Source organism: Sandaracinobacter sp. T42 (assembly GCF_059115405.1).
Genome location: NZ_CM181101.1, coordinates 2,370,598 through 2,390,723, shown reverse-complemented (window position 1 = coordinate 2,390,723; position 20,126 = coordinate 2,370,598). Strand labels below are relative to the sequence as shown.

Genomic DNA, 20,126 nt, shown 5'->3' with positions numbered 1-20,126 from the left:
GCCAATGCGGTTCGGCCCGTTTTCCGCAGCCGCGCTGTTGCTGCTGGCAGCCTGCGCCTCTCAACCCAAGGCGCCGGTGACGGCTTCGCGGCCGCTGCCGAAGCCGACCGCGCATGTGCCGGCCGGGCCGGCCGTGCCGGGGGTGAAGGTGGGCAAGCCCTATCAGGTGTTCGGCGTAACCTATTATCCGGCCGACGACCGCAGCTACGACAGGCAGGGGATCGCCAGCTGGTACGGGCCGACCTTCCACGAGAAGGCAACAGCGAACGGCGAGATCTATAACCAGGACGACATCACCGCCGCGCACAAGACGCTGCCGATGCCGAGCTGGGTTGAGGTGACGAACCTGGACAATGGCCGGGTGCTGGTGGTGCGCATCAATGATCGCGGGCCGTTCGTGGATGGGCGGATCATCGATCTGTCGCGCAAGTCGGCGCAGCTGCTGGGCGTGGATGGCCCGGGGTTGGCGCGGGTGCGGGTGAAGCGGGTGTTTCCCGAAGGCGACTGGGCGCGGAATGCGCCTGTTCTTGCGTCTGCCCCGGCGTCCTCGCGGCCGGCACAGGTGTCTCAGCCGGTTTCCGCGCCGCCCGTCGTCGTCGCGGCTGCGCCGGCTGGTGCGGGCGGGCGCTTCATCCAGGTTGCCGCCCTGTCGGACGAAGCGAAGGCGCGGGCGCTGGCTTCGGTGCTGGGGGATTTCGGCCCGGCCTTTGCTGCGCCCACGGGCAGCGGCATGTGGCGCGTTCGCATCGGGCCGCTGGCGGATGAAACCGCGGCCGACCTGCTGGAGGATGTGCGGGCGGCCGGCTATGTGGAAGCGCGGGTGGTGAGTTGAGCGGGCGGTTCATCGCCTTCGAAGGTGGCGAGGGCGCCGGGAAATCCACCCAGATCGCACGGCTGGCCGAGGCGCTGCGCGCGCGCGGCGAGGATGTGGTGGTGACCCGCGAGCCGGGCGGGACGCCGGGCGCGGAAGAAATCCGCAATCTGTTCGTGCAGGGAGCCACGGGCCGCTGGACGGTGGAGACCGACGTGCTGCTGGTGACGGCCGCGCGCGCCGACCATGTGGCGCGGCTGATCCGTCCGGCGCTGGCGGCCGGGAAGACGGTGCTGTGCGACCGCTATATCCATTCGACCCTGGCCTATCAGGGGTGCGGCAAGGACGTGCCCATCGGCCTGCTGAAGCGGCTGCACAGCTTTGCGACCGGCAATCTGTGGCCTGATCTGGTGCTGTGGCTGGATGTGCCGGTGGAACTGGGGCTTTCGCGCTCCACCAAGCGCGCGGCCGCGCAGGATGCGCATCTGCCGCAGGAGCAGCGCTTCGAGGCGCTGGGGCTTGCCTATCATGAAAAGGTGCGGCGCGGTTTCGCGGCCTTTGCGGCAAAGGATCCGCGCATGGTTCGGATCGATGCGGCGCAGCCGCTGGACGCGGTGACGGCGGCTATCGCGGCTGCGGCGCTTTGAGCGCCCCATTCTACCTGAAAGCCCGGTCCTTCGCGGCCAGCAGTTCTGGCGAAAGGCCCTTGTCGGTTCCGCAGAGCCGGTCCCAGAAGCGGAAATAGAGCCCGTAGTTGGACAGGTAGCGTTCGTGGTGGACATGGTGGTGCGACGCCGAGATGAAGTGGCGGCCGAACCAGCCTTCGATCCAGCGGCGGGGGAAGATTTCCCAGCCCATGTGGTTCGTCACGCCGAAGAAGGTCATGATCGTCAGCACCACGCCCAGGCCCGCGATGTGGATGGGAATGACGAAGGTGAGGGCGGGGATCAGCCAGGCGGCCGACAGCGATTCCCAGGGGTGGAAGGCCATCGCCGCCCAGGCCGTGGGCGGGCGGCTTTCATGGTGGACAGCATGCGCCTTTCGGAACAGCCACGGCCAGTGGTGCATGGCGCGGTGCGTCCAGTAGAACCAGGCGTCGTGGATGGCGAGGTAGAGGAACACCGAGACGGGAATCCACCACAGGGCATGGGCGTTCGGATCGACATAGATGCGGGTCAGGCCCTGTGTGGCCCACAGATGCGCAACCAGCCCCGCCGGAAGGCCATAGAGCACGGCGGCGGAGAGCGACCAGGCGATCTCCCGCTTGACCTGCCGCGCCATCCGGGCGGCCTTCTTCGGATCGGCGGGGGCATAGACATCCGGGCGGATGCGCTTCGCCATCCAGGCGAACAGGCCGGAAATGGCGAGATAGCGGATCGCCACGATCAGGCACATGGCGGCGAGGGAGACCCAGAGAGCTGTTGCGGGCATGGCATGGCCCTAGCGGGATGCGGCCGGCATCGCTAGAGGCTGTAGCCGTGACAGTTTCCCGCACGACCGATGCCGACATCCTGCTGCTGGGCGGCGGGCTTTCCGCAGGACTGATCGCGCTGGCCCTCAAGCGGCGGCGGCCGGATGTGCGGGTGGCGATCGTGGAAGCGGCGGACCGCTTCGGCGGAAACCACACCTGGTCCAGCTTCGGCAGCGACCTGGACGCGGATGGGCGCGCGCTGGTTGCGCCGCTGATCGCGCACAGCTGGGATGGGTATGACGTGCGCTTTCCATCCTATTCGCGGCGGCTGGCCAATGGATACCAATCCGCCACCTCCGACCGGCTGGATGCAGCCCTGCGCGGGATCGTGCCCGCCGATCGGCGCTTCACGGGTGCGCCCGTGGTGGAGGTGGCGCCGGACCGGGTGGTGCTGGCGGACCAGCGGGTGCTGACGGCGGGTGCGTTGATCGATGCGCGCGGGCAGCGGCCGTCCCCGCATCTGGACCTGGGGTTCCAGAAATTCGTGGGGCTGGAAGTGGAATTCGAGGCGCCGCACGGGCTGGCGGGGCCGATCATCATGGACGCAACGGTGGACCAGACGGACGGCTATCGTTTCGTCTATACCCTGCCGTTCAGCCCGACGACGGCGCTGATCGAGGACACCTACTACGCCGATGGCCCGGCACTGGACCGGGATGCGGTGGCGGCGCGGGTGAAGGCCTATGCCGAGGCGCAGGGCTGGCGCATCGCCCGGGTGATCCGCGACGAGGACGGTGTGCTGCCGATCGCCATCGGCGGGGACATCCGGGCGCATCTGGCGCAATATCCGGCCGCGATCGCGCCCGTGGGGATGGCGGCGGCGCTGTTCCATCCCGTTACGGGCTATAGCTTTCCCGATGCGGTGCGGCTGGCGCAGCATGTGGCGGCCCTGCCGGACCTGTCAGGTGCGGCCATCGACCGCGCCGTGCGGGCCTATGCCGCCGATGTGTGGGCTGGAAACGGATTTTACCGGCTTTTGAACAAGATGTTGTTCCGCGCCGCCTTGCCGGACGAGCGGCGGCGGGTGCTGGAGCGCTTCTACACGCTGCCCGACGGCCTTGTTTCGCGCTTCTATGCTGGCCATAGCACGCTGGCCGACAAGGCGCGGGTGCTGACAGGCAAGCCCCCCGTGCCCATCGGCCGCGCGGTGCGCGCCATTCTGAAAGGTTGACCAACAAGATGCAGCGAACGGCAGCAGTGATCGGCAGCGGATTCGGCGGGCTGGCGCTTGCGATCCGGCTTCAGTCAGCCGGCATCCAGACGACGTTGATCGAGGCGCGGGACAAGCCCGGTGGCCGTGGTTATGTCTTTGAAGTGGATGGCTTCAGCTTTGATGCGGGGCCGACGGTGGTGACCGATCCCAGCTGCATCGAGGAACTGTTCGCGCTGAGCGGGCGGAACATCGCCGACTATGTGGAACTGATCCCGGTGACCCCCTTTTACCGGCTGATGTGGGAGGATGGATCCGTCTTCGATTATTCGAACGACGACGAGAAGCTGCTGGCGCAGATCGCGGCGAAGAACCCGGCCGATGTGGACGGATATCGCCGCTTCATGGAATATTCCGAAGGCGTGTTCACCGAAGGCTATGAGAAGCTTGGACACCAGGCCTTCCTGGATTTCCGGTCCATGATCGAGGCCGCACCCAACCTGGCGAAATATCAGGCCTGGCGTTCTGTCTATTCGGTGGTGGCGAGCTATATCCAGAACCCGCAACTGCGCGAGGCATTCAGCTTCCATACGCTGCTGGTGGGCGGCAATCCGTTCAAGACCAGTTCCATCTATGCGCTGATCCACGCGCTGGAGAAGAAATGGGGCGTGTGGTTCCCGAAGGGCGGGACGCATGCGCTGGTGCGCGGCATGCTGAAGCTGTTCGAGGATCTGGGCGGCACGGTGATCATGGGCACCAAGGTGACGCGGATCGAGGCGGCGGCCGGGCATGTGATGGGCGTGACACTGGCCGACGGGCGGGAGATCCGGGTGGACGCCGTCGCCTCCAACGGGGATGTGGTGCATACCTATCAGGATCTGCTGGGCCATCATCCGCGTGGGGTGAAAATGGCGAAGACGATGAAGCGCAAGAGCTTTTCGCCTTCCCTGTTCGTGATCTACTTCGGCCTGAAGGGCTATCGCGCCGATATTCCGCAGCATTCGATCCTGTTCGGGCCGCGTTATCGGGAACTGCTGGACGACATCTATTCCGCCGGCGGGCTGGCGGATGATTTCTCGCTCTATCTGCACCACCCGACCGCGACCGACCGGGGCCTCGCGCCGGAAGGGCATTCGGGCTTCTATGTGCTTTCCCCCGTGCCGCACCTGGGCAAGGCGCCGCTCGACTGGGATGCGGTGGCGCCGAAATATGCCGACAAGATCCTGTCCTATCTGGAAAAGCGGCTGATCCCGGGGCTTTCGGCCGATCTGGTGCACAAGAGCTGGTTCACGCCGGCCAATTTCCAGACGGAATTGAGCGCGCACCTTGGGTCCGCCTTCAGTCTGGAGCCGGTGCTGTGGCAATCGGCCTATTTCCGCACGCACAACCGCGACGACAAGCTGAAGAACCTGTATTTCGTGGGCGCGGGCACGCACCCCGGCGCGGGGATTCCGGGTGTCGTGGGGTCTGCCAAGGCGACGGCGCGGCTGATGCTGGCGGATCTTGGCGCGGACGCGCTGGGCTGGCCTTCCAACGGCGGGCCGCGGCTTGAGGCCGTGGGCGGGGCGGCGTAAGCCTCCGACATGACCGACGCCGTTCTCGCTGCTGCCCATCAGGCGATCCAGAAGGGTTCGAAGAGCTTCGCGCTGGCGAGCCGGTTGTTCGATGGCGGCACGCGGGACCGGGCGACGCTGCTGTACGCCTGGTGCCGGCACTGCGATGATGTGATCGACGACCAGATGCTGGGCGAAGGTGCGCATGAATGGGGCCATTGGGGGGCGACGCCCGCCGAACGGCTGGCACGGCTGCGCGCCTGCACCGACAAGGCGCTGGCCGGGGAGCCGACCGGCGAGCCTGCGTTCGAGGCGCTGGCGCGGGTTGCGGCGGAAACAGGTCTGCCGGCGCGCTATGCGCATGACCTGATCGACGGCTTTGCGATGGATGTCGACTGGAAGACGGTGGTGAGCGCCGATGACCTGCTGACCTACTGCTATCATGTGGCGGGTTGTGTGGGGGTGATGATGGCGATCGTGATGGGCGTGCCGCCATCCGATCACGCCACGCTGGCGCGGGCATCCGACCTGGGTTTGTCGTTCCAGCTGAACAACATCGCGCGTGACGTGGCGGAGGATGCGGCGCGGGGGCGCTGTTACCTGCCGCTGGACTGGCTGGAGGCCGAGGGATTGACGCTGGAAACCTATGCGCTTCCGGAAAACAGGGCGGCGCTGCATCGGGTGGTGACGCGGCTTGTCGACCTGGCGGAACGCTATGAGGCGTCGGCCGCGCACGGGGTGCCGGCGCTTCGCAACCGGCAGGCCTGGGCGGTTCTTTCGGCCGCGCAGATCTATGGCGATATCGGCCGCAAGGTGCGGGGGCAGGGGCCCGAAGCGCTGGAACGGCGGGCCTATACGCGGCGACGGGACAAGCTGATCGCGGTGGCGCTGGCCGCGCCCGAAGCGATCTGGAAGCGCAATATCCGGGTTTCGACCCCTTCGGACCGGACGGGGTTGTGGACGCCCGATTTCGCATGACGTTCCGCATTGCGCGGGACGATCTGACCGGTGCACAGACGCGGGATTTGCGGGCGCGCGGTTGAGTTGACCGATATGGCTGTCCCACGCGGGGCATCGCCCCGCTGGGGGTGATCCCGCCTTACGCCGGCCCGGTCATGTTGCGGCCCACCGGGTTCTGGCGGACGATGGCCTTGCCGGTGCGGGTGTTTTCGGCGAGCTGGCGCTTCAGTTCGTCGATCGGGGGGGCCCAGATGAAGCCGAAGGAAACGGTGCCGTCCCGGCTTTCCACCACATGGTGCAGGCGGTGAGCCTGCACGATGCGCTTCATGTAGTTCGAGCGCGGGATGTAGCCGGTTTCGATGCGGCGGTGGACGATGATGTCGTGGAAGCCGAAGTAGATGGCGCCATAGGCGGTGATGCCGGCGGCGAGCCAGACGTAGAAGCTGCCGCCCTGTTCCTCCACCCCGAACCAGAACAGGCTGATGGCGACTGCTGCGCCCATTACGCCGTAGAGATCATTCCATTCGAACCAGCCGAAGCGATCCGTGTGGTGGGATTTGTGCAGGAACCAGCCGAACCCGTGCATCACATATTTGTGGCCCAGGATGGCGGCGACCTCCATCGCGGCGACGGTGCCGAGGAACAGCAGGACGCCCAGATACCAGGGGATGTCGAAAGGGGTGTGGGGCATGGTTCGCCTTTAGGCCTTTGTGCGGGAGATTGGGAGGGGTTTGGCGCAGGTTCGGCCGGACTACGTTGATCCCGCGCAACGGGCTGGAAGAACGAATGGCGAACACCTAGACTGTCGGCATGGCAATCGCGATTCGTACCAGCCTGGCCGACATTCCGCTGGCGCCCGGCTTTACCCCGAACCGGCCGGAGCGCCCTGCCAAGAGCGAGGGCGGCAAGCGTTTCGTGCTGAAGAGCGATTATGAACCGGCAGGCGACCAGCCGGCGGCGATCGCGGAACTGGTGCGGCAGGCGGAGGCAGGCGAGAAGGACCAGGTGCTGCTGGGGGTGACGGGCAGCGGCAAGACCTTCACGATGGCGAAGGTGGTGGAGGCCTTGCAGCGCCCGGCGCTTGTGCTGGCGCCGAACAAGATCCTGGCGGCGCAATTGTACGGGGAGTTCAAGAGCTTCTTCCCGGACAATGCGGTCGAGTATTTCGTTTCCTATTACGACTATTACCAGCCGGAGGCCTATGTGCCCCGGACGGACACCTATATCGAGAAGGAATCATCCGTAAACGAGGCCATCGACCGGATGCGGCATTCGGCGACGCGGGCGCTGCTGGAGCGGGACGATGTGCTGATCGTGGCCTCGGTTTCCTGCCTGTACGGGATCGGATCCGTCGAGACCTATTCGGCGATGACGTTCAGCCTGGCGAAGGGCATGACGGTGGACCCGCGCGAGATCGTGCGGAAGCTGGTGGCGCTGCAATACAAGCGCAACGAGATGAACTTCGTGCGTGGGAGTTTCCGCATGAAGGGCGACACGCTGGAAATCTTCCCGTCGCACTATGAGGACATGGCCTGGCGGATCGGATTCTTCGGCGACGAGATCGAGGCGATCACCGAGTTCGACCCGCTGACGGGGAACCGCATCGCGACGCTGGACCATGTGAAGATCTATGCCAACAGCCATTATGTGACGCCCGGCCCCACGCTGAAGCAGGCGACGGAGGCCATCAGGTTCGAGCTGGCGGAGCGGCTGAAGGAGCTGGAAGCGGAGGGCAAGCTGCTGGAATATCAGCGGCTTGAGCAGCGGACCAAGTTCGACCTGGAGATGATCGCGGCGACGGGTTCGTGCGCGGGTATCGAGAATTACAGTCGCTTTCTGACGGGGCGGCTGCCGGGCGAGCCGCCGCCGACCCTGTTCGAATATCTGCCGGAAAATGCGCTGCTGTTCGTGGACGAGAGCCATGTGACGGTGCCGCAGATCGGCGGGATGAGCCGGGGGGACCGGGTGCGCAAGGTGACTCTGGCCGAATATGGATTCCGGTTGCCCAGCTGCGTGGACAACCGCCCGCTGAAGTTCGAGGAATGGGACCTGATGCGGCCGCAGACGGTGAGCGTCTCTGCCACGCCCGGCGACTGGGAGATGGCGCAGACGGGCGGCGTGTTCGTGGAACAGGTGATCCGCCCCACAGGGTTGGTGGACCCGCCGGTGGAGATCAGACCCGTCGAGGACCAGGTGGACGACCTGATCGCGGAGGCGAAAGCGACCGCCGAAAAGGGCTATCGCACGCTGGTGACGACGCTGACGAAGAAGATGGCGGAGGATCTGACCGAGTTCCTGCATGAGGCGGGGATGCGGGTGCGCTACATGCACTCTGACGTGGAGACGCTGGAGCGGATCGAGCTGATCCGCGACCTGCGCATGGGGGTGTATGACGTGCTGGTTGGGATCAACCTGCTGCGCGAGGGGCTGGACATTCCCGAATGCGGCCTTGTCGCCATCCTGGACGCGGACAAGGAAGGCTTCCTGCGATCGGAGCGGTCGCTGGTGCAGACGATCGGCCGGGCGGCGCGCAACGTGGAAGGGCGGGTGATCCTGTATGCGGATCATCGCACCGGCAGCATGGACCGGGCGCTCGCCGAGACGGAGCGCCGGCGCGTGAAGCAGATGGCCTATAATGCGGAACATGGCATCACGCCGGCCACGGTGAAGAAGGCGATCGCCGATGTGGTGGGGCATGTGGCGGCGAAGGATCATCTGACGGTCCCCATCGACGACGAGACGCCGCACCTGGTCGGGCATAATCTGAAGGCCTATATCGCAGAGCTCGAGAAGAAGATGCAGAAGGCGGCGGCCGACCTGGAGTTCGAGGAGGCCGCGCGCATCCGCGACGACATAAGGCGGCTGGAAGCGGACGAGCTGGGGATCGCGACGGAACGCGCGGCGCCCGTGAAGGGCCGGGCCGACGCCGGGCGGCCGGGGACGCGGACGAACCGCTGGGGCAAGACCAGGGGAACGCCGAAAGGGCGGCGCTGAGGGCCTGCCGATCGGCTGCTTACCGGTTCTCGACCTTGTCTTGCGGGGTCCAGGGCAGGCGGCAGCCGGGGGTTTCGCACGGCACATGCGGGCGCTTGCCCGAGCCGGGGATGGCCCATTCCATGCCGGCGCGGATGGCATCCGGATAGACCGAGCCATGGTCTTCGCCCGGGAAGATACGGGATTGCACCTTCAGCGACGGATAGTTGCGGGATTTCAGCATCCGGGCCATCTCGTCCATGTCCTCCACCATGGCCATCCGGCTCTGGCTGAACGGTTCTGTATCGGGATCGGGGACGGTTTCCTCACCACCGATCATGAAATAGACTTCCGCCGGAAGATCCCTGTGGCCTGCCGCATAGCCGCGTTCCTGCCCGATCATCTGGCGGCGGCCGTACCAGAGCGAGGGGCTGATCAGGATATATTTGCGGAACATCTGCGGGTCCGCGAACAGGACATGGGTGCCGAACAGCCCGCCATAGCTGTGGCCGGCATAGATGCGCTGCGCGGGATCGATGCGGAAGCGGGATTCGAGGAAGGGGAACACTTCTTCCTTGAGGTGAAGGCGATATTGCTCGGCCTCGCCATATTTCACCGGGCGGCCGGGCATGTCGGAGCGGGCGTCGATGTCGCCGAAGATGGAGGGCGTGTAATCCCGGCGGCGGCTGTATTCGCCGGTGTCGCCCACGGCATAGCCCAGCCCCACGATGATCGCATCCTGCATGCCCCGTTCGGAGGCGCGCAGACGGCGGTGCAGGCCCGTCATCAGCGGAAAGCTCTGCGGCGCGTCGGTTGTGAAGACCACCGGATATCTGCGATCCGGCGACGAAGCGTAGCTGGGCGGCAGCCAGACATAGAGTTCATAATCCCGGCCCAGCCGCTCGCTGTGGATGCCGAGAACCTGGGTGTTCGGCAGTTCATAGCGCTTCGGCGCCGGGGCTTCAGCCTGCGCGAAGGCCGGGGAGGCGAGGAGGAGGAACGACAGCAGCAAGCATTTCATCGGGCCGGCGCGCCCTTGTAGATCCGGCCGTCTTTCATGATGACGGCGAAGTTGCGATCCGGGTTCGCGATCAGGTCGATGTTGGCGATCGGGTCCCCGTTGACCAGGATCAGGTCGGCCAGTGCGCCTTCCTCCACCACGCCGAGCCTGCCCTGATAGGGGCTGCGCGGGCCGGACAGCGCCAGCAGCTGGGCATTGTCGTGCGTGGCGATCTTCAGGATCTCGGCGGGGGTGAACCATTGCCGAAGCGCCAGAAGGTTCGCGTTCTGGCCGGCGTTGAGCGCGGGTTCGAACAGGAAATCGGTGCCCCAGGCCAGTTTCACGCCCAGTCGTTTCGCGCCTTCCCACACGCGCGGCTGGCCTTCGATCACGGGCTTGCGCTTTTCCGCGCGCTGGGGCGGCATGTCCGGCGTTGTTTCCCTGAGCACCTGCAGCGACAGCCAGATTCCCTTGTCGCGCATCAGTTTCAACGTGTCGTCCGACATCATCTGGCCATGTTCGATGCTTTTCACGCCGGCTTCGATGGCGCGGCGGATGGCCTTGTCGGTGTAGGCATGGACGGTGACATAGCTGTTCCAGTCCTCTGCCGCCTCGACGGCGGCCTTCATCTCGTCGAGCGTGTACTGGGTGACATCGACCGGGTCGTATTCGGACGAGGTGCCGCCGCCCGCCATCAGCTTGATCTGGCTGGCACCGAAGCGGAGGTTTTCCCGTGTCGCCGTCAGCACATCGTCGCGGCCGTCGGCGATGAAGGTCGCGCCCAGTTCCTCTGCGCGGGCGGGCTTGCCGAAGAAGCGGCGTGAGCGTTCGGCGGGTGTGCGGAAATCGCCGTGGCCGGCCGTCTGGCTGATGGTGGCCCCCGACGGCCAGACGCGCGGACCCTGATATCGGCCGGCGTCGATGCCCGCCTTGAGGCTGAAGATGGGGCCGCCCAGGTCGCGCACGGCGGTGAAGCCGCGCAGCAGCATCGCGCTGGCTTCCGCGGCGGCTGCGGCTTCGGCCTTTGCCGGGGTGAGATCGGGCGCCATCAGCTGCGGCATGCTGAGGGCAGAGAAGGTGAGATGGACATGCACGTCGATGAGGCCGGGCATCAGGGTTCGGCCCCGCCCTTCCACGATGGTTGCGCCGGGCGCGGCAGCGGAGGGGCCAATGGCCGCGATCCGGTTGCCGCGCACCAGCACGGACGTGGGGGCGGAGAGGGTGGGGGACTGGCCGTCGAAGACGCGGACGTTACGGAACAGCGTGTCGGCCTGCGCCGGGGCGGCTAGGCAGAGCGCGGTGGCGAGCAGGAGAGTGATACGCATCATTTGCCCTCCAGACTGTTCTTGTAGATCTTGCCATCCTTCATGATGACGCGGAAGTTGCGGTCTGCATCGGCCAGCAACTGCAGGTTGGCGAGCGGGTCGCCTTCGACCAGCAGCAGGTCGGCAAGCGCGCCTTCCTCCACCACGCCGAGCTTGCCCTTGTAGGGCGAGCGCTTGCCCGACAGCGCGAGCAGTTCGCCGTTGGTCGAGGTCGCCTGCCGCAGGACTTCGGCGGGCGTGAACCAATTGCCCATCCCGGCCAGCATCGCGCCCTGCCGCCGCCCCAGCGCTTCGGAAAAGAGGACATCGGTGCCGAAGCTCATTTTCAGCTTGTATTTCTTCACCAGCCCAAACAGCCGCTCGGTGCCGGTGAACACCTCGTTGAGCTTTTCATACTGATCCGAGCCGGGAGGAAAGATGCCACCGAATTCGGCCTGGGTGAGCGGCTGCGAGGACAGCCAGACGCCCTTGTCAGCCATATATTTTGCGGTGGTGTCGTCGATCAGATGGGCATGTTCGATCACCCGGACGCCGGAATCGATGGCGCGGCGCACGGCGACCGGCGTGTAGGCGTGCACCATCACATAGGTGCCCCAATTGTCCGCCGCTTCCACGGCGGCCTTCAGCTCGTCCGGCGTGAAGGTGGAGACATCAAGCGGGCTGTGCGGGGAGGCGACGCCGCCGCCTGCCGTCAGCTTGATCTGGCTGGCGCCCAGCATCAGCTGTTCGCGCACGCGCTGGCGGACGAGATCGGGGCCGTCGGCCACCAGTGCGCCGCCCAGCACCTCCATCCGGGAGAGCGGCTTGGAATTGTCGCGCGGGAGTTCGGAGGTGGGGCGGAAATCGCCGTGTCCGCTGGTGATGGTGATCATCGCGCCCGAGGGCCAGATGCGCGGGCCGGACACGATACCCCGGTCGATCGCCTGCTTCAGCCCGAAGACGGGGCCACCGACGTCTCTGACAGTGGTGAAGCCGCGCATCAGCGTGGCGGTGGCCTCTGCGCCGGCCTGCAGATTGGCGAAGCCGACGTCGCCGAACAGCAGCTGTTCGGGCGTGGAGCGGACCATCATGGCGTGCCAGTGGGCATCGATCAGGCCGGGCATCAGAGTGCGGCCTTCGCCCTCCACGATCGCCGTGTCGGGCGCGGGGGTGGCGTTGGCGCCGATGGCGGCGATTGTGTTGCCGCGCACCAGCACCGAGGTGGGGGCGGACAGACGATCCGACTTGCCGTCATAGACGCGGACGTTGCGGAACAGGGTTTCGTCTGGCGGCGGCGTCTGGGCGAGGATCGGGGCCCCCATCAGCAGCGCGGCGATGAAAAGGGACGGCGTTCTCATCTGTTACTCTCCCCCCTTGACGACCCTATTGGAAACGATTGTCCTTCGGAAAGCCCTGTGGCGGCAGGCGGCCCGCGGCGGCGCGGTTGCCCAGCCATGGGGTGAGATCGGTTTCGGTGCGGATGCGGCCTGAATCCCCCTGCAATTTCCAGGAAAGACCTTCCGCCGGGTTCAGCGTGATGAGATCCGAAAGACCGCCGTCCTTGTACTTCTGAAGCGCAACGCCTTGACCGCGCGTCATTTCCGGCAGGCCTTCCAGCGGGAAGATCAGCAGCTTGCGGTTTTCCCCGATGATGGCGACATGGGTGTGGCCTTCGCCGACGGGGCGGATGTGGGTGAACCGGGCCTTGTCCTTCAGGTTCATCACCTGGCGGCCCTTGCGGGTTTCGGCCAGAAGTTCCTCTGCCCTGGCGAGGAAGCCGCGCCCGTCGGATGCGGCGAGCAGTAGTTTCAGCCCCGGCTTCGCGGGGAAGGCGGCGATCACGTCCTCGCCCTGCGGGAAATCGACCATCAGGGTGATGGGCTCCCCGAAGCCGCGCCCGCCGGGCAGATCGTTGGCGAGCAGGGTAAAGAAGCGGCCGCCGGACGCGGCGATCAGGATCCTGTCGGTCGTTTCGGCATGGAAGGCACGGGCGAGGCCGTCGCCTTCCTTGAACTTCAGGCCATCCAGGGCGGCGAGATCGACATGGCCCTTCTGGGCGCGGATCCAGTTGCGCTGGGACAGGATGATGGTGAGCGGTTCGCGCTCGATCATGGCTTCGCGGCTGAGGGCGACGGCCTGCGGCGCATTGGCGAAAATGCTGCGGCGATGGCCCAGCGGCGTGTCCCGGCCATAATCCTTCATCAACTGCGCGAGCTGCCGTTTCAGCGCGGTGCGCTGGCGGGCGGTGGAATTGACCAGCGCATCAAGTTCGGCCTGTTCGGCGCTGAGCTTTTCCTGCTCGCGCCGGAGTTCCATTTCCTCGAGCCTGCGCAGGGATCGAAGTCGCATGTTCAGGATGGCCTCGGCCTGTCGTTCCGTCAGCTTGAAGGCCGCCATCAGGACCGGCTTTGGCTCATCCTCCGTGCGGATGATGCGGATCACTTCATCCAGATCGAGATAGGCGATGATGTAGCCCGCCAGCAGTTCCAGCCTGTCCGCGATTTCGGCGAGGCGGTGGCGGCTGGCCTTGACCAGCACATCCTGCCGGTGATCGAGCCAAGCCTGCAGCAGGGCGCGAAGGCCCAGCACGCGCGGCGTGCGATCAGGCATCAGCACGTTGAGGTTGATGGAGATGCGGGTTTCGAGATCCGTCAGCCGGAACAGGCTTTCCATCAGCTGGGTCGGATCGACGTTGCGCGATTTCGGCTCCAGCACCAGGCGGATGTGGGCGTCGCTTTCGTCGCGGACGTCTTCGAGGATCGGCAGCTTCTTGTCGGCGATCAGCTGGGCGATCTGTTCTATCAGCCGGGACTTCTGCACCCCCCAGGGGATTTCGCTGATCACGATGGCCCAGGTGCCGCGGCCCAGATCCTCCTGCGTCCAGCGGGCGCGCAGACGGACGGCGCCGCGCCCGGTCGCATAAGCCTCGATCAGGCTTTCGCGGGGTTCCACGATGACACCGCCGGTGGGGAAGTCCGGGCCGGGCATCAGCGCCATCAGATCCGCAAGATTGGTGGCGGGTTCGTCGATGAGGAGGGTGGCGGCGGCTGCGATCTCGGCCACATTGTGGGGCGGGATGCTGGTGGCCATGCCCACCGCGATCCCCGTGGCGCCGTTCGCCAGCAGGTGCGGGAAGGCGGCCGGGAACACCTCGGGCTCTTCCTCCTCGCCATTGTAGGTGGGGCGGAAGGGCACGGTTTCATCGTCCACGCCCTCCATCAGCAGGATGGCGGCGCGGGTCAGCCGGGCCTCCGTGTAGCGCATGGCGGCGGCGTTATCGCCATCGATGTTGCCGAAATTGCCCTGGCCTTCGACCAGCGGGTAGCGAAGGGCGAAATCCTGCGCGAGGCGCACCATCGCATCATAGACGGCCGTGTCGCCATGCGGGTGGTATTTGCCGATCACGTCGCCCACCACGCGGGCGCATTTCTTGGGCGCGGAGGCCGGATCGAGCTTCAGCAGCCGCATCGCCCAGAGCAGGCGGCGGTGGACGGGCTTCAGGCCATCCCGCACATCGGGCAGCGAGCGCGCCGTGATGGTGCTGAGCGCATAGACGAGATAACGTTCGGAGAGAGCCGCATCGAAAGGTGTCTCGATGATTCCGGGCTCGGCAGTTTCGGTCATGCCGTGGGGTTTAGAGGGGCGCGCGCGCGCTGCCAATGGCCCTGCGGCGCATTGCTTCGCGGCTTTCGCCGATCCGCCAGTGCTGCGCCAGGAAATGGCCGGACAGGGACAGGGCCTGCCGGGCCTCTTCCTCGGTGGCGGGGTCGCCCGAGAGGAGGAATGCGGGCAGCGGCAGCAGGCGGGCCGCCCAGGGCTGGCCCGTGGACCTTTGACGGCTGACGGCGCGGCCGCTTCGCGGGCTGACGAAGGCGAGATCGGATGCGGCCCCGCCCAGCGCGCAGGCCGACAGATCCAGGCCGAAGCCTTCCTCTTCCAGCAGCAGCAGCTCGTATCGGGCAAGCAAGGCGCGGGCGGCGGTTGGGTCCATGTCGGCGGCGAGACCCGACAGCAGGGCATCGAACGCGGCAGCAAGGCGCGGGTGGGGCACGGCCTCTGACAGGGCCGTTGCCGTGAGTTCGCACAGCCAGGCCAGCATGGCGGCGGCCTGTGGGCGGAAGGCCAGGAGCGCGCGGCTTTCGATCAGTTCGGCCGAGGCGCCGGGCAGCTGCCCTTCGGCGCGTGTGCGCAGCGACAGGGCGACACGGTTGCCGGGGTGGAGCAGGGCGCGGCGGGCCTTGCCGCGCGCGCCCGGCACATAGCCGGCGCGCAGGCCGCCCCGCATTGTCAGGAAGCGGACGACGGCGCCATTCTCGCCATGCGGAAGGGCCGTGAGGACGAGGGCTTCATCCTCGAAGCCGGACATCCGATCCGTCCGGCCTCAGTCCACCCAGTCCATGCCGAGGTCGCGCCAGGTGTGGCGGTCGTCGGCCCAGCCCGGCTTCACCTTCACATGCAGGAACAGGTGGACAGGGCGGCCCAGAAGCTCGGTCATTTCCTTGCGGGCGGCTTCGCCGATCGCCTTCACCCGCGATCCCCGCGCCCCCACCACGATGGCCTTCTGGCTGTCACGCTCGACGAGGATCTGGGCGTGGACCGCGGCCGAGCCGTCGGCCTTTTCCTCGAACTTCTCGATCACGACGGCGGTGGAATAGGGGAGTTCCTGCCCCAGCTGAAGGAATAGCTGCTCGCGCACCAGCTCAGCCGACATCATGCGGGCGGGCGCATCCGACAGCTGGTCTTCCGGGAACAGCCAGGGGCCCTGCGGCACGGCGGCGGCGAGCGCGCGCTTCAGATCGGCCACGCCATCCCCGGTGAGGGCCGAGATCATGAAGGTTTCGGCAAAGGGGGCGAGCGCATTGGCTTCGGCGACCAGCGCCAGCAGCCTTGCCTTGTCTGCCTGGTCCACCTTGTTCAGCACCAGCCAGCGCGGTTCGGGGCGTTGGGCGACCGTTTCCAGCACGGCGCGCACCTCTTCCCGGAGGCCGGCCTTCGCATCGACGATGGCGAGCAGCACATCGGCGTCGGCCACGCCTTCCCATGCGTTCTGCACCATGGCGCGATCCAGCCGCCGGCGCGGCTGGAATACGCCGGGCGTATCCACCAGCAGCAACTGGGCATCACCTTCCAGCGCGACGCCGGTGAGGCGGACGCGCGTTGTCTGCACCTTGGGGCTGACGATGGCGACCTTCTGGCCGACCAGCGCGTTGACGAGGGTGGACTTGCCGGCGTTCGGCGCGCCGATCAGCGCGATCACGCCGCAGCGGGTGGTGGGATTATCGGGCATGGGTTTCCAGGAAGTTGCGGGCGGCTGCCGTTTCGGCATCCTGCTTGGAGCTGCCCTCCGCCTCGACCGGGGGCAGGCCCGGAATCGCAAGCTCGACCCGGAAGCGGGGCGAATGATGCGGGCCGCTGCGGCCGAGCAGCGTGTAGACGGGGAGTTTCAGATTCTGCGCCGCCGCCCATTCCTGCAGCCGCATCTTGGGGTGCTTGGGCGCGTCCGCTGCCGTGCTGACTTCGGAGGCCCACAGGCGACGGATCATGTCGCGCGCGTCGTTGACGCCGCGATCGAGATAGACCGCGCCGATCAGCGCCTCCATCACATCGCCCAGGATGTTGTCGCTGTTGGAGCCACCGTCTGCACGGGCCTGCTGCCCCAGCTTCACCACTTCGGGGATGCCGATGCTGCGGGCGACGCGGGCGCAGACCTCCCGGCTGACGAGGTGGTGGAAGCGGCGGGTCAGCTTGCCTTCGGGTTCCGTGGGAAACTGGGTGTAGAGCCAGTCCGCGATCACGGCGCCGAGAACGCGATCGCCCAGAAATTCGAGCCGTTCGTAATTGTCGGCGCCCACGCTCTTGTGGGTGAGTGCGCTGTGCAGAAGGGCCTTGTCGTGGAAGGGGGCGCCAAGGGCGCTGTCGGCCCATGCCGAAAGCCGGTCAGTCAATGCTTGTTCCGATCCGGTTCCAGCGCACGCCCTGATCATAGGACAGGAAGATGCGCGATGCACGGCCGATCACCCGGGCTTCGGGCACGAAGCCCAGGCCGCCGTCCTCGGGCCGGACGCGGCTGTCGGCGCTGCGTCCGCGGTTGTCCCCAAGGACGAACAGATGACCCGCAGGCACGAGGGCCGGGCCATAGTTTGCATGGGGGCCGTCTGCTTTTCCCTGCACGACATGGGCGCGGCCATCCGCCATCCCTTCGCGGCAAAGGCCGGGGGCTTCGGGCGGGCAGGGCAGCGGCCGGCCGTTCAGCAGCACCAGGCCCTGTCGCAGTTCCACCACTTCTCCCCCCCGCGCGATCACGCGCTTTACATAGTCCCGGCCGTCGGGGCCGACAAATGCAATCACGTCGCCATGGGGGATATCCCGCCCGAAGAGGCGGAAATCTTCATCCGGGGCCAGAACGGAGCCGGGCGCAAGCGGCAGCGATGCCAGGGACCAGCCATAGGCGCGCTTGTCCACCAGCACGAAATCGCCGGCCATAAGGGTAGGCGCCATCGAACCGGAGGGGATCGCGAACGGCTGGACAAGCAGCGTGCGCACAAGAAGCGCCAGCAGCAGCGCGCCCCCCGCCAGCTTCAGCAACGGCATCAGCCAGATGGCCAGCCGCCGGCTGCCGGTGATGTGCCGGGTGCGCGCGGCTTCGATGGCGTCTGCACTGTCCATGGCGGGCTGGCGTGGAGACCATGCAACAGAGTGTCAAGTCCGGACGCCGGGCATTCGCACGGAGTCGCGCGAGGCGCTTGTTTCGTCTAGTGAATGGGGCCATGCTGCCTCATCAGACTGACGCATGGGCCGTCCTGTCCGCCCTGTCCGCCGCGCCGGCCCCTTCCATCGCCGGCCTGTTCGAGGCCGAACCGCGCCGGCTGGAGGTGATGGCGCCCGTGGTCGAGGGCATCCGCTTCGACTTTTCCAAGCTGCCGCTGACGCTGGCGCATCTGCAGGCGCTGGCCGCGTTGGCGGCTGACGCCGACCTGCCGGACTGGCGGCGAAAGATGGCCGCCGGCGAGGTGGTGAACGGATCGGAAGGCCGTGCCGCGACCCACATGGCGCTGCGCGATCCGGCCAGGCGGGGTGAACAGGCCGCGCTGCTGGACACCGCCGCCCGCATCCGGGCAGGGGCGCTGGGCCCCGTGCGGCACATCATCCATATCGGGATCGGCGGATCCGCGCTGGGGCCGCAACTGCTGGTCGATGCGCTGGGCACCGGCGCCGACGGGCCGGAGGTGCATGTGGCGGCCAATATCGACGGCGCCGCCCTGGCCCGGGCGTTCGACGCCTGCGACCCGGCCGAAACCCTGCTGATCGCGGTTTCCAAGACCTTCACGACACAGGAAACGCTGACCAACCTGAAATCCGCGCTGGACTGGCTGGCAGGCCATGACGTGGCCGATCCGGTTCGTCGGGTGGTGGCCGTGACGGCCGCGCCGGACAAGGCGAAGGCGCATGGGATCACCGAGGTGCTGCCGTTCGCGGAATCGGTGGGCGGGCGTTATTCCCTGTGGTCCGCCGTGGGCCTGCCGCTGGCGATCCGCTGCGGGCCCGCCGCATTTGAGGCGCTGCTGGATGGGGCGGCGGCAATGGACCGGCACTTCCTGGATACGCCGCTGGCGATGAACGCGCCGGTGCTGGCGGCCATGGCCGACGTGTGGCAGGCCTGTTTCCTGAAGAAGCCGACCCGCGCCATCTTCGCCTATGACGAGCGGCTGCGGCTGCTGCCGTCCTATCTGCAGCAGCTGGAAATGGAATCGAACGGCAAGTCCGTGGCGCGAGACGGTACGCCGCTGCCGTTCCCGACCGCCGCGATCAGCTGGGGCGGAACGGGCACGGATGCGCAGCATGCGGTATTCCAGCTGCTGCATCAGGGAACCCACGCCGATCCGATCGAATTCGTGGCGGTGGCGACCCCGGGCCATGACCTGGACCCGGTTCATCACCGGCTGCTGCTGGCGAACTGCTTCGCACAGGGCGCGGCGCTGCTGAAGGGGCGGACGGACGCCGAAGCGCTGGCCGAGGCGAAGGGGGATGTGGCGCTGGCGCGGGCGAAGGGCTTTCCGGGCAATCGCGGATCCGCGACGATCCTGATCGACCGGCTGACGCCCGACCGGCTGGGTGCGCTGCTGGCCTTCTATGAGGCGCGGACATTCAGTGCGGCCATGATGATGGGGATCAACCCCTTCGACCAGTGGGGCGTGGAGCTGGGCAAGCAGGTGGCGAACCGGCTGTCGGCCGGGGAGACGGGCGGGTTCGACCCTTCGACCGAAGCGCTGATGAAGGCCGCCGGCCTTTAGAGCGGGAAGCCGAGCGAGCCGAGCTCTGCGGCCAATGCCTCTGCCCCCGTGAAATGATGCGCCAGCCAGCCGGCGTTGCGGGCGGCTTCCACATTGGCGGCATTGTCGTCGATGAAGATCGCCTCTCCGTCGCCGAGGCCGAAACGGCTGCGCGCAAGGGCGTAGATGGCGGGATCGGGCTTCACCAGCCGTTCGTGGCCGGACACGACGATGTCGCGGAACAGATCGAACAGTGGCGCGGTGGGACGGAACCGGTCCCAGAATTCGGCGGAGAAATTGGTGATGCCATATTGCGGTACGCCGCCAGTGGCCAGCGCCCGGACCAGATCATGGGTTCCGGGAATGGGCCCGGGGATTGTTTCCAGCCATCGCGGACCGTAGGCCGCGATCAGATCCGCGACATCCGGATGTTCGGCCATCAGTTCGGCGGAGGTTTCCGCGAATGGTCGCCCCGCATCATGCTGGAAATGCCAGGCGCGCGTGACGACGTTCGACAGGAACCAGTCCAGCCGATCAGGATCCGGGATCAGCTTCGCGTAGAGGAAGCGGGGATCCCAATCATAGAGGACGTGCCCGACGTCCCAGACGACGGCGCCGGGACGCGGCACGATCT

At 66.8% G+C, this 20,126-nt stretch carries 18 protein-coding genes; 7 read left to right on the top strand and 11 right to left on the bottom strand.

The window, feature by feature from the left end; all coding sequences use genetic code 11:
* Window positions 1-4: 4 nt before the first annotated feature.
* Window positions 5-832, top strand: a complete 828-nt coding sequence (locus ACW9TV_RS11650) for a septal ring lytic transglycosylase RlpA family protein (protein ID WP_494303635.1) — start codon at window positions 5-7, stop codon at window positions 830-832.
* The gene (gene tmk / locus ACW9TV_RS11645; protein WP_494303634.1) at window positions 829-1,458 is read left to right on the top strand and encodes a dTMP kinase; all 630 of its coding nucleotides are present in this window, start codon (window positions 829-831) and stop codon (window positions 1,456-1,458) included. The genes ACW9TV_RS11650 and tmk overlap by 4 nt, the downstream gene beginning before the upstream one ends.
* A 10-nt stretch (window positions 1,459-1,468) precedes the next feature.
* Here the strand turns inward: tmk and ACW9TV_RS11640 are convergent, their stop codons facing one another.
* Window positions 1,469-2,242 carry a sterol desaturase family protein gene (locus ACW9TV_RS11640; RefSeq protein ID WP_494303633.1) on the bottom strand — a complete coding sequence of 258 codons (774 nt, stop codon included), beginning with the start codon at window positions 2,240-2,242 and terminating at the stop codon, window positions 1,469-1,471.
* Between the two features lie 47 nt (window positions 2,243-2,289).
* Between ACW9TV_RS11640 and crtY the strand changes: the two genes are divergently transcribed.
* From crtY to ACW9TV_RS11625, 3 genes are read left to right on the top strand one after another with little or no spacing between them, the layout of a single operon-like run.
* Window positions 2,290-3,453 carry a lycopene beta-cyclase CrtY gene (gene crtY, locus ACW9TV_RS11635; RefSeq protein ID WP_494303632.1) on the top strand — a complete coding sequence of 388 codons (1,164 nt, stop codon included), beginning with the start codon at window positions 2,290-2,292 and terminating at the stop codon, window positions 3,451-3,453.
* Between the two features lie 8 nt (window positions 3,454-3,461).
* A complete protein-coding gene (locus ACW9TV_RS11630) occupies window positions 3,462-5,006 on the top strand; it encodes a phytoene desaturase (protein ID WP_494303631.1) in 1,545 nt (514 codons plus the stop codon).
* A gap of 9 nt (window positions 5,007-5,015) precedes the next feature.
* Complete coding sequence (locus ACW9TV_RS11625; protein ID WP_494303630.1) at window positions 5,016-5,963, top strand: phytoene/squalene synthase family protein; 948 nt, start codon at window positions 5,016-5,018, stop codon at window positions 5,961-5,963.
* A 121-nt stretch (window positions 5,964-6,084) separates the two neighbouring features.
* Here the strand turns inward: ACW9TV_RS11625 and ACW9TV_RS11620 are convergent, their stop codons facing one another.
* Window positions 6,085-6,636 (bottom strand): sterol desaturase family protein, encoded by a 552-nt coding sequence (locus ACW9TV_RS11620; protein WP_494303629.1) that lies wholly within the window; start codon window positions 6,634-6,636, stop codon window positions 6,085-6,087.
* 119 nt (window positions 6,637-6,755) lie between these two features.
* Between ACW9TV_RS11620 and uvrB the strand changes: the two genes are divergently transcribed.
* Window positions 6,756-8,939 (top strand): excinuclease ABC subunit UvrB, encoded by a 2,184-nt coding sequence (gene uvrB / locus ACW9TV_RS11615; RefSeq protein ID WP_494303628.1) that lies wholly within the window; start codon window positions 6,756-6,758, stop codon window positions 8,937-8,939.
* A 19-nt stretch (window positions 8,940-8,958) separates the two neighbouring features.
* Here uvrB and ACW9TV_RS11610 read toward each other — a convergent pair whose 3' ends face one another.
* The 8 genes from ACW9TV_RS11610 to lepB are packed head-to-tail and all read right to left on the bottom strand — an operon-like array spanning window position 8,959 to window position 17,888.
* Window positions 8,959-9,939, bottom strand: coding sequence for an alpha/beta hydrolase (locus tag ACW9TV_RS11610; protein ID WP_494303627.1), 981 nt, complete (start codon window positions 9,937-9,939; stop codon window positions 8,959-8,961).
* On the bottom strand, window positions 9,936-11,243 hold the full coding sequence (locus tag ACW9TV_RS11605) for a metal-dependent hydrolase family protein (protein WP_494303626.1): 1,308 nt from the start codon (window positions 11,241-11,243) through the stop codon (window positions 9,936-9,938). Before ACW9TV_RS11605 ends, ACW9TV_RS11610 begins: the two co-directional genes overlap by 4 nt.
* A complete protein-coding gene (locus ACW9TV_RS11600; RefSeq protein WP_494303625.1) occupies window positions 11,243-12,580 on the bottom strand; it encodes a metal-dependent hydrolase family protein in 1,338 nt (445 codons plus the stop codon). The genes ACW9TV_RS11605 and ACW9TV_RS11600 overlap by 1 nt, the downstream gene beginning before the upstream one ends.
* A 25-nt stretch (window positions 12,581-12,605) precedes the next feature.
* The gene (gene parC, locus ACW9TV_RS11595) at window positions 12,606-14,846 is read right to left on the bottom strand and encodes a DNA topoisomerase IV subunit A (RefSeq protein ID WP_494303624.1); all 2,241 of its coding nucleotides are present in this window, start codon (window positions 14,844-14,846) and stop codon (window positions 12,606-12,608) included.
* Window positions 14,847-14,856: 10 nt separating this feature from the next.
* Window positions 14,857-15,588, bottom strand: coding sequence for a DNA repair protein RecO (gene recO, locus ACW9TV_RS11590; protein ID WP_494303623.1), 732 nt, complete (start codon window positions 15,586-15,588; stop codon window positions 14,857-14,859).
* A gap of 15 nt (window positions 15,589-15,603) precedes the next feature.
* The gene (gene era / locus ACW9TV_RS11585) at window positions 15,604-16,509 is read right to left on the bottom strand and encodes a GTPase Era (protein ID WP_494303622.1); all 906 of its coding nucleotides are present in this window, start codon (window positions 16,507-16,509) and stop codon (window positions 15,604-15,606) included.
* Entirely contained in the window at window positions 16,499-17,167 is a 669-nt protein-coding gene (rnc, locus tag ACW9TV_RS11580; RefSeq protein WP_494303621.1) for a ribonuclease III, read from the bottom strand. The genes era and rnc overlap by 11 nt, the downstream gene beginning before the upstream one ends.
* Complete coding sequence (lepB, locus tag ACW9TV_RS11575; RefSeq protein WP_494303620.1) at window positions 17,160-17,888, bottom strand: signal peptidase I; 729 nt, start codon at window positions 17,886-17,888, stop codon at window positions 17,160-17,162. The genes rnc and lepB overlap by 8 nt, the downstream gene beginning before the upstream one ends.
* A gap of 101 nt (window positions 17,889-17,989) precedes the next feature.
* Between lepB and pgi the strand changes: the two genes are divergently transcribed.
* Window positions 17,990-19,513, top strand: a complete 1,524-nt coding sequence (gene pgi, locus ACW9TV_RS11570) for a glucose-6-phosphate isomerase (protein ID WP_494303619.1) — start codon at window positions 17,990-17,992, stop codon at window positions 19,511-19,513.
* Here pgi and ACW9TV_RS11565 read toward each other — a convergent pair.
* Window positions 19,510-20,121: an HAD family hydrolase gene (locus ACW9TV_RS11565; protein WP_494303618.1), complete on the bottom strand. Its 612-nt coding sequence runs from the start codon at window positions 20,119-20,121 to the stop codon at window positions 19,510-19,512. The genes pgi and ACW9TV_RS11565 overlap by 4 nt on opposite strands.
* Window positions 20,122-20,126 lie beyond the last annotated feature (5 nt).

Bases quoted from the DNA above. Each gene is read 5' to 3' on its own strand.
- lepB (WP_494303620.1), bottom strand. From the start codon at position 17,888: ATGGACAGTGCAGACGCCATCGAAGCCGCGCGCACCCGGCACATCACC.
- ACW9TV_RS11610 (WP_494303627.1), bottom strand. From the start codon at position 9,939: ATGAAATGCTTGCTGCTGTCGTTCCTCCTCCTCGCCTCCCCGGCCTTC.
- ACW9TV_RS11650 (WP_494303635.1), top strand. From the start codon at position 5: ATGCGGTTCGGCCCGTTTTCCGCAGCCGCGCTGTTGCTGCTGGCAGCC.
- uvrB (WP_494303628.1), top strand. From the start codon at position 6,756: ATGGCAATCGCGATTCGTACCAGCCTGGCCGACATTCCGCTGGCGCCC.
- ACW9TV_RS11600 (WP_494303625.1), bottom strand. From the start codon at position 12,580: ATGAGAACGCCGTCCCTTTTCATCGCCGCGCTGCTGATGGGGGCCCCG.
- ACW9TV_RS11620 (WP_494303629.1), bottom strand. From the start codon at position 6,636: ATGCCCCACACCCCTTTCGACATCCCCTGGTATCTGGGCGTCCTGCTG.
- ACW9TV_RS11630 (WP_494303631.1), top strand. From the start codon at position 3,462: ATGCAGCGAACGGCAGCAGTGATCGGCAGCGGATTCGGCGGGCTGGCG.
- ACW9TV_RS11625 (WP_494303630.1), top strand. From the start codon at position 5,016: ATGACCGACGCCGTTCTCGCTGCTGCCCATCAGGCGATCCAGAAGGGT.
- era (WP_494303622.1), bottom strand. From the start codon at position 16,509: ATGCCCGATAATCCCACCACCCGCTGCGGCGTGATCGCGCTGATCGGC.
- pgi (WP_494303619.1), top strand. From the start codon at position 17,990: ATGCTGCCTCATCAGACTGACGCATGGGCCGTCCTGTCCGCCCTGTCC.
- recO (WP_494303623.1), bottom strand. From the start codon at position 15,588: ATGTCCGGCTTCGAGGATGAAGCCCTCGTCCTCACGGCCCTTCCGCAT.
- ACW9TV_RS11640 (WP_494303633.1), bottom strand. From the start codon at position 2,242: ATGCCCGCAACAGCTCTCTGGGTCTCCCTCGCCGCCATGTGCCTGATC.
- parC (WP_494303624.1), bottom strand. From the start codon at position 14,846: ATGACCGAAACTGCCGAGCCCGGAATCATCGAGACACCTTTCGATGCG.
- ACW9TV_RS11605 (WP_494303626.1), bottom strand. From the start codon at position 11,243: ATGCGTATCACTCTCCTGCTCGCCACCGCGCTCTGCCTAGCCGCCCCG.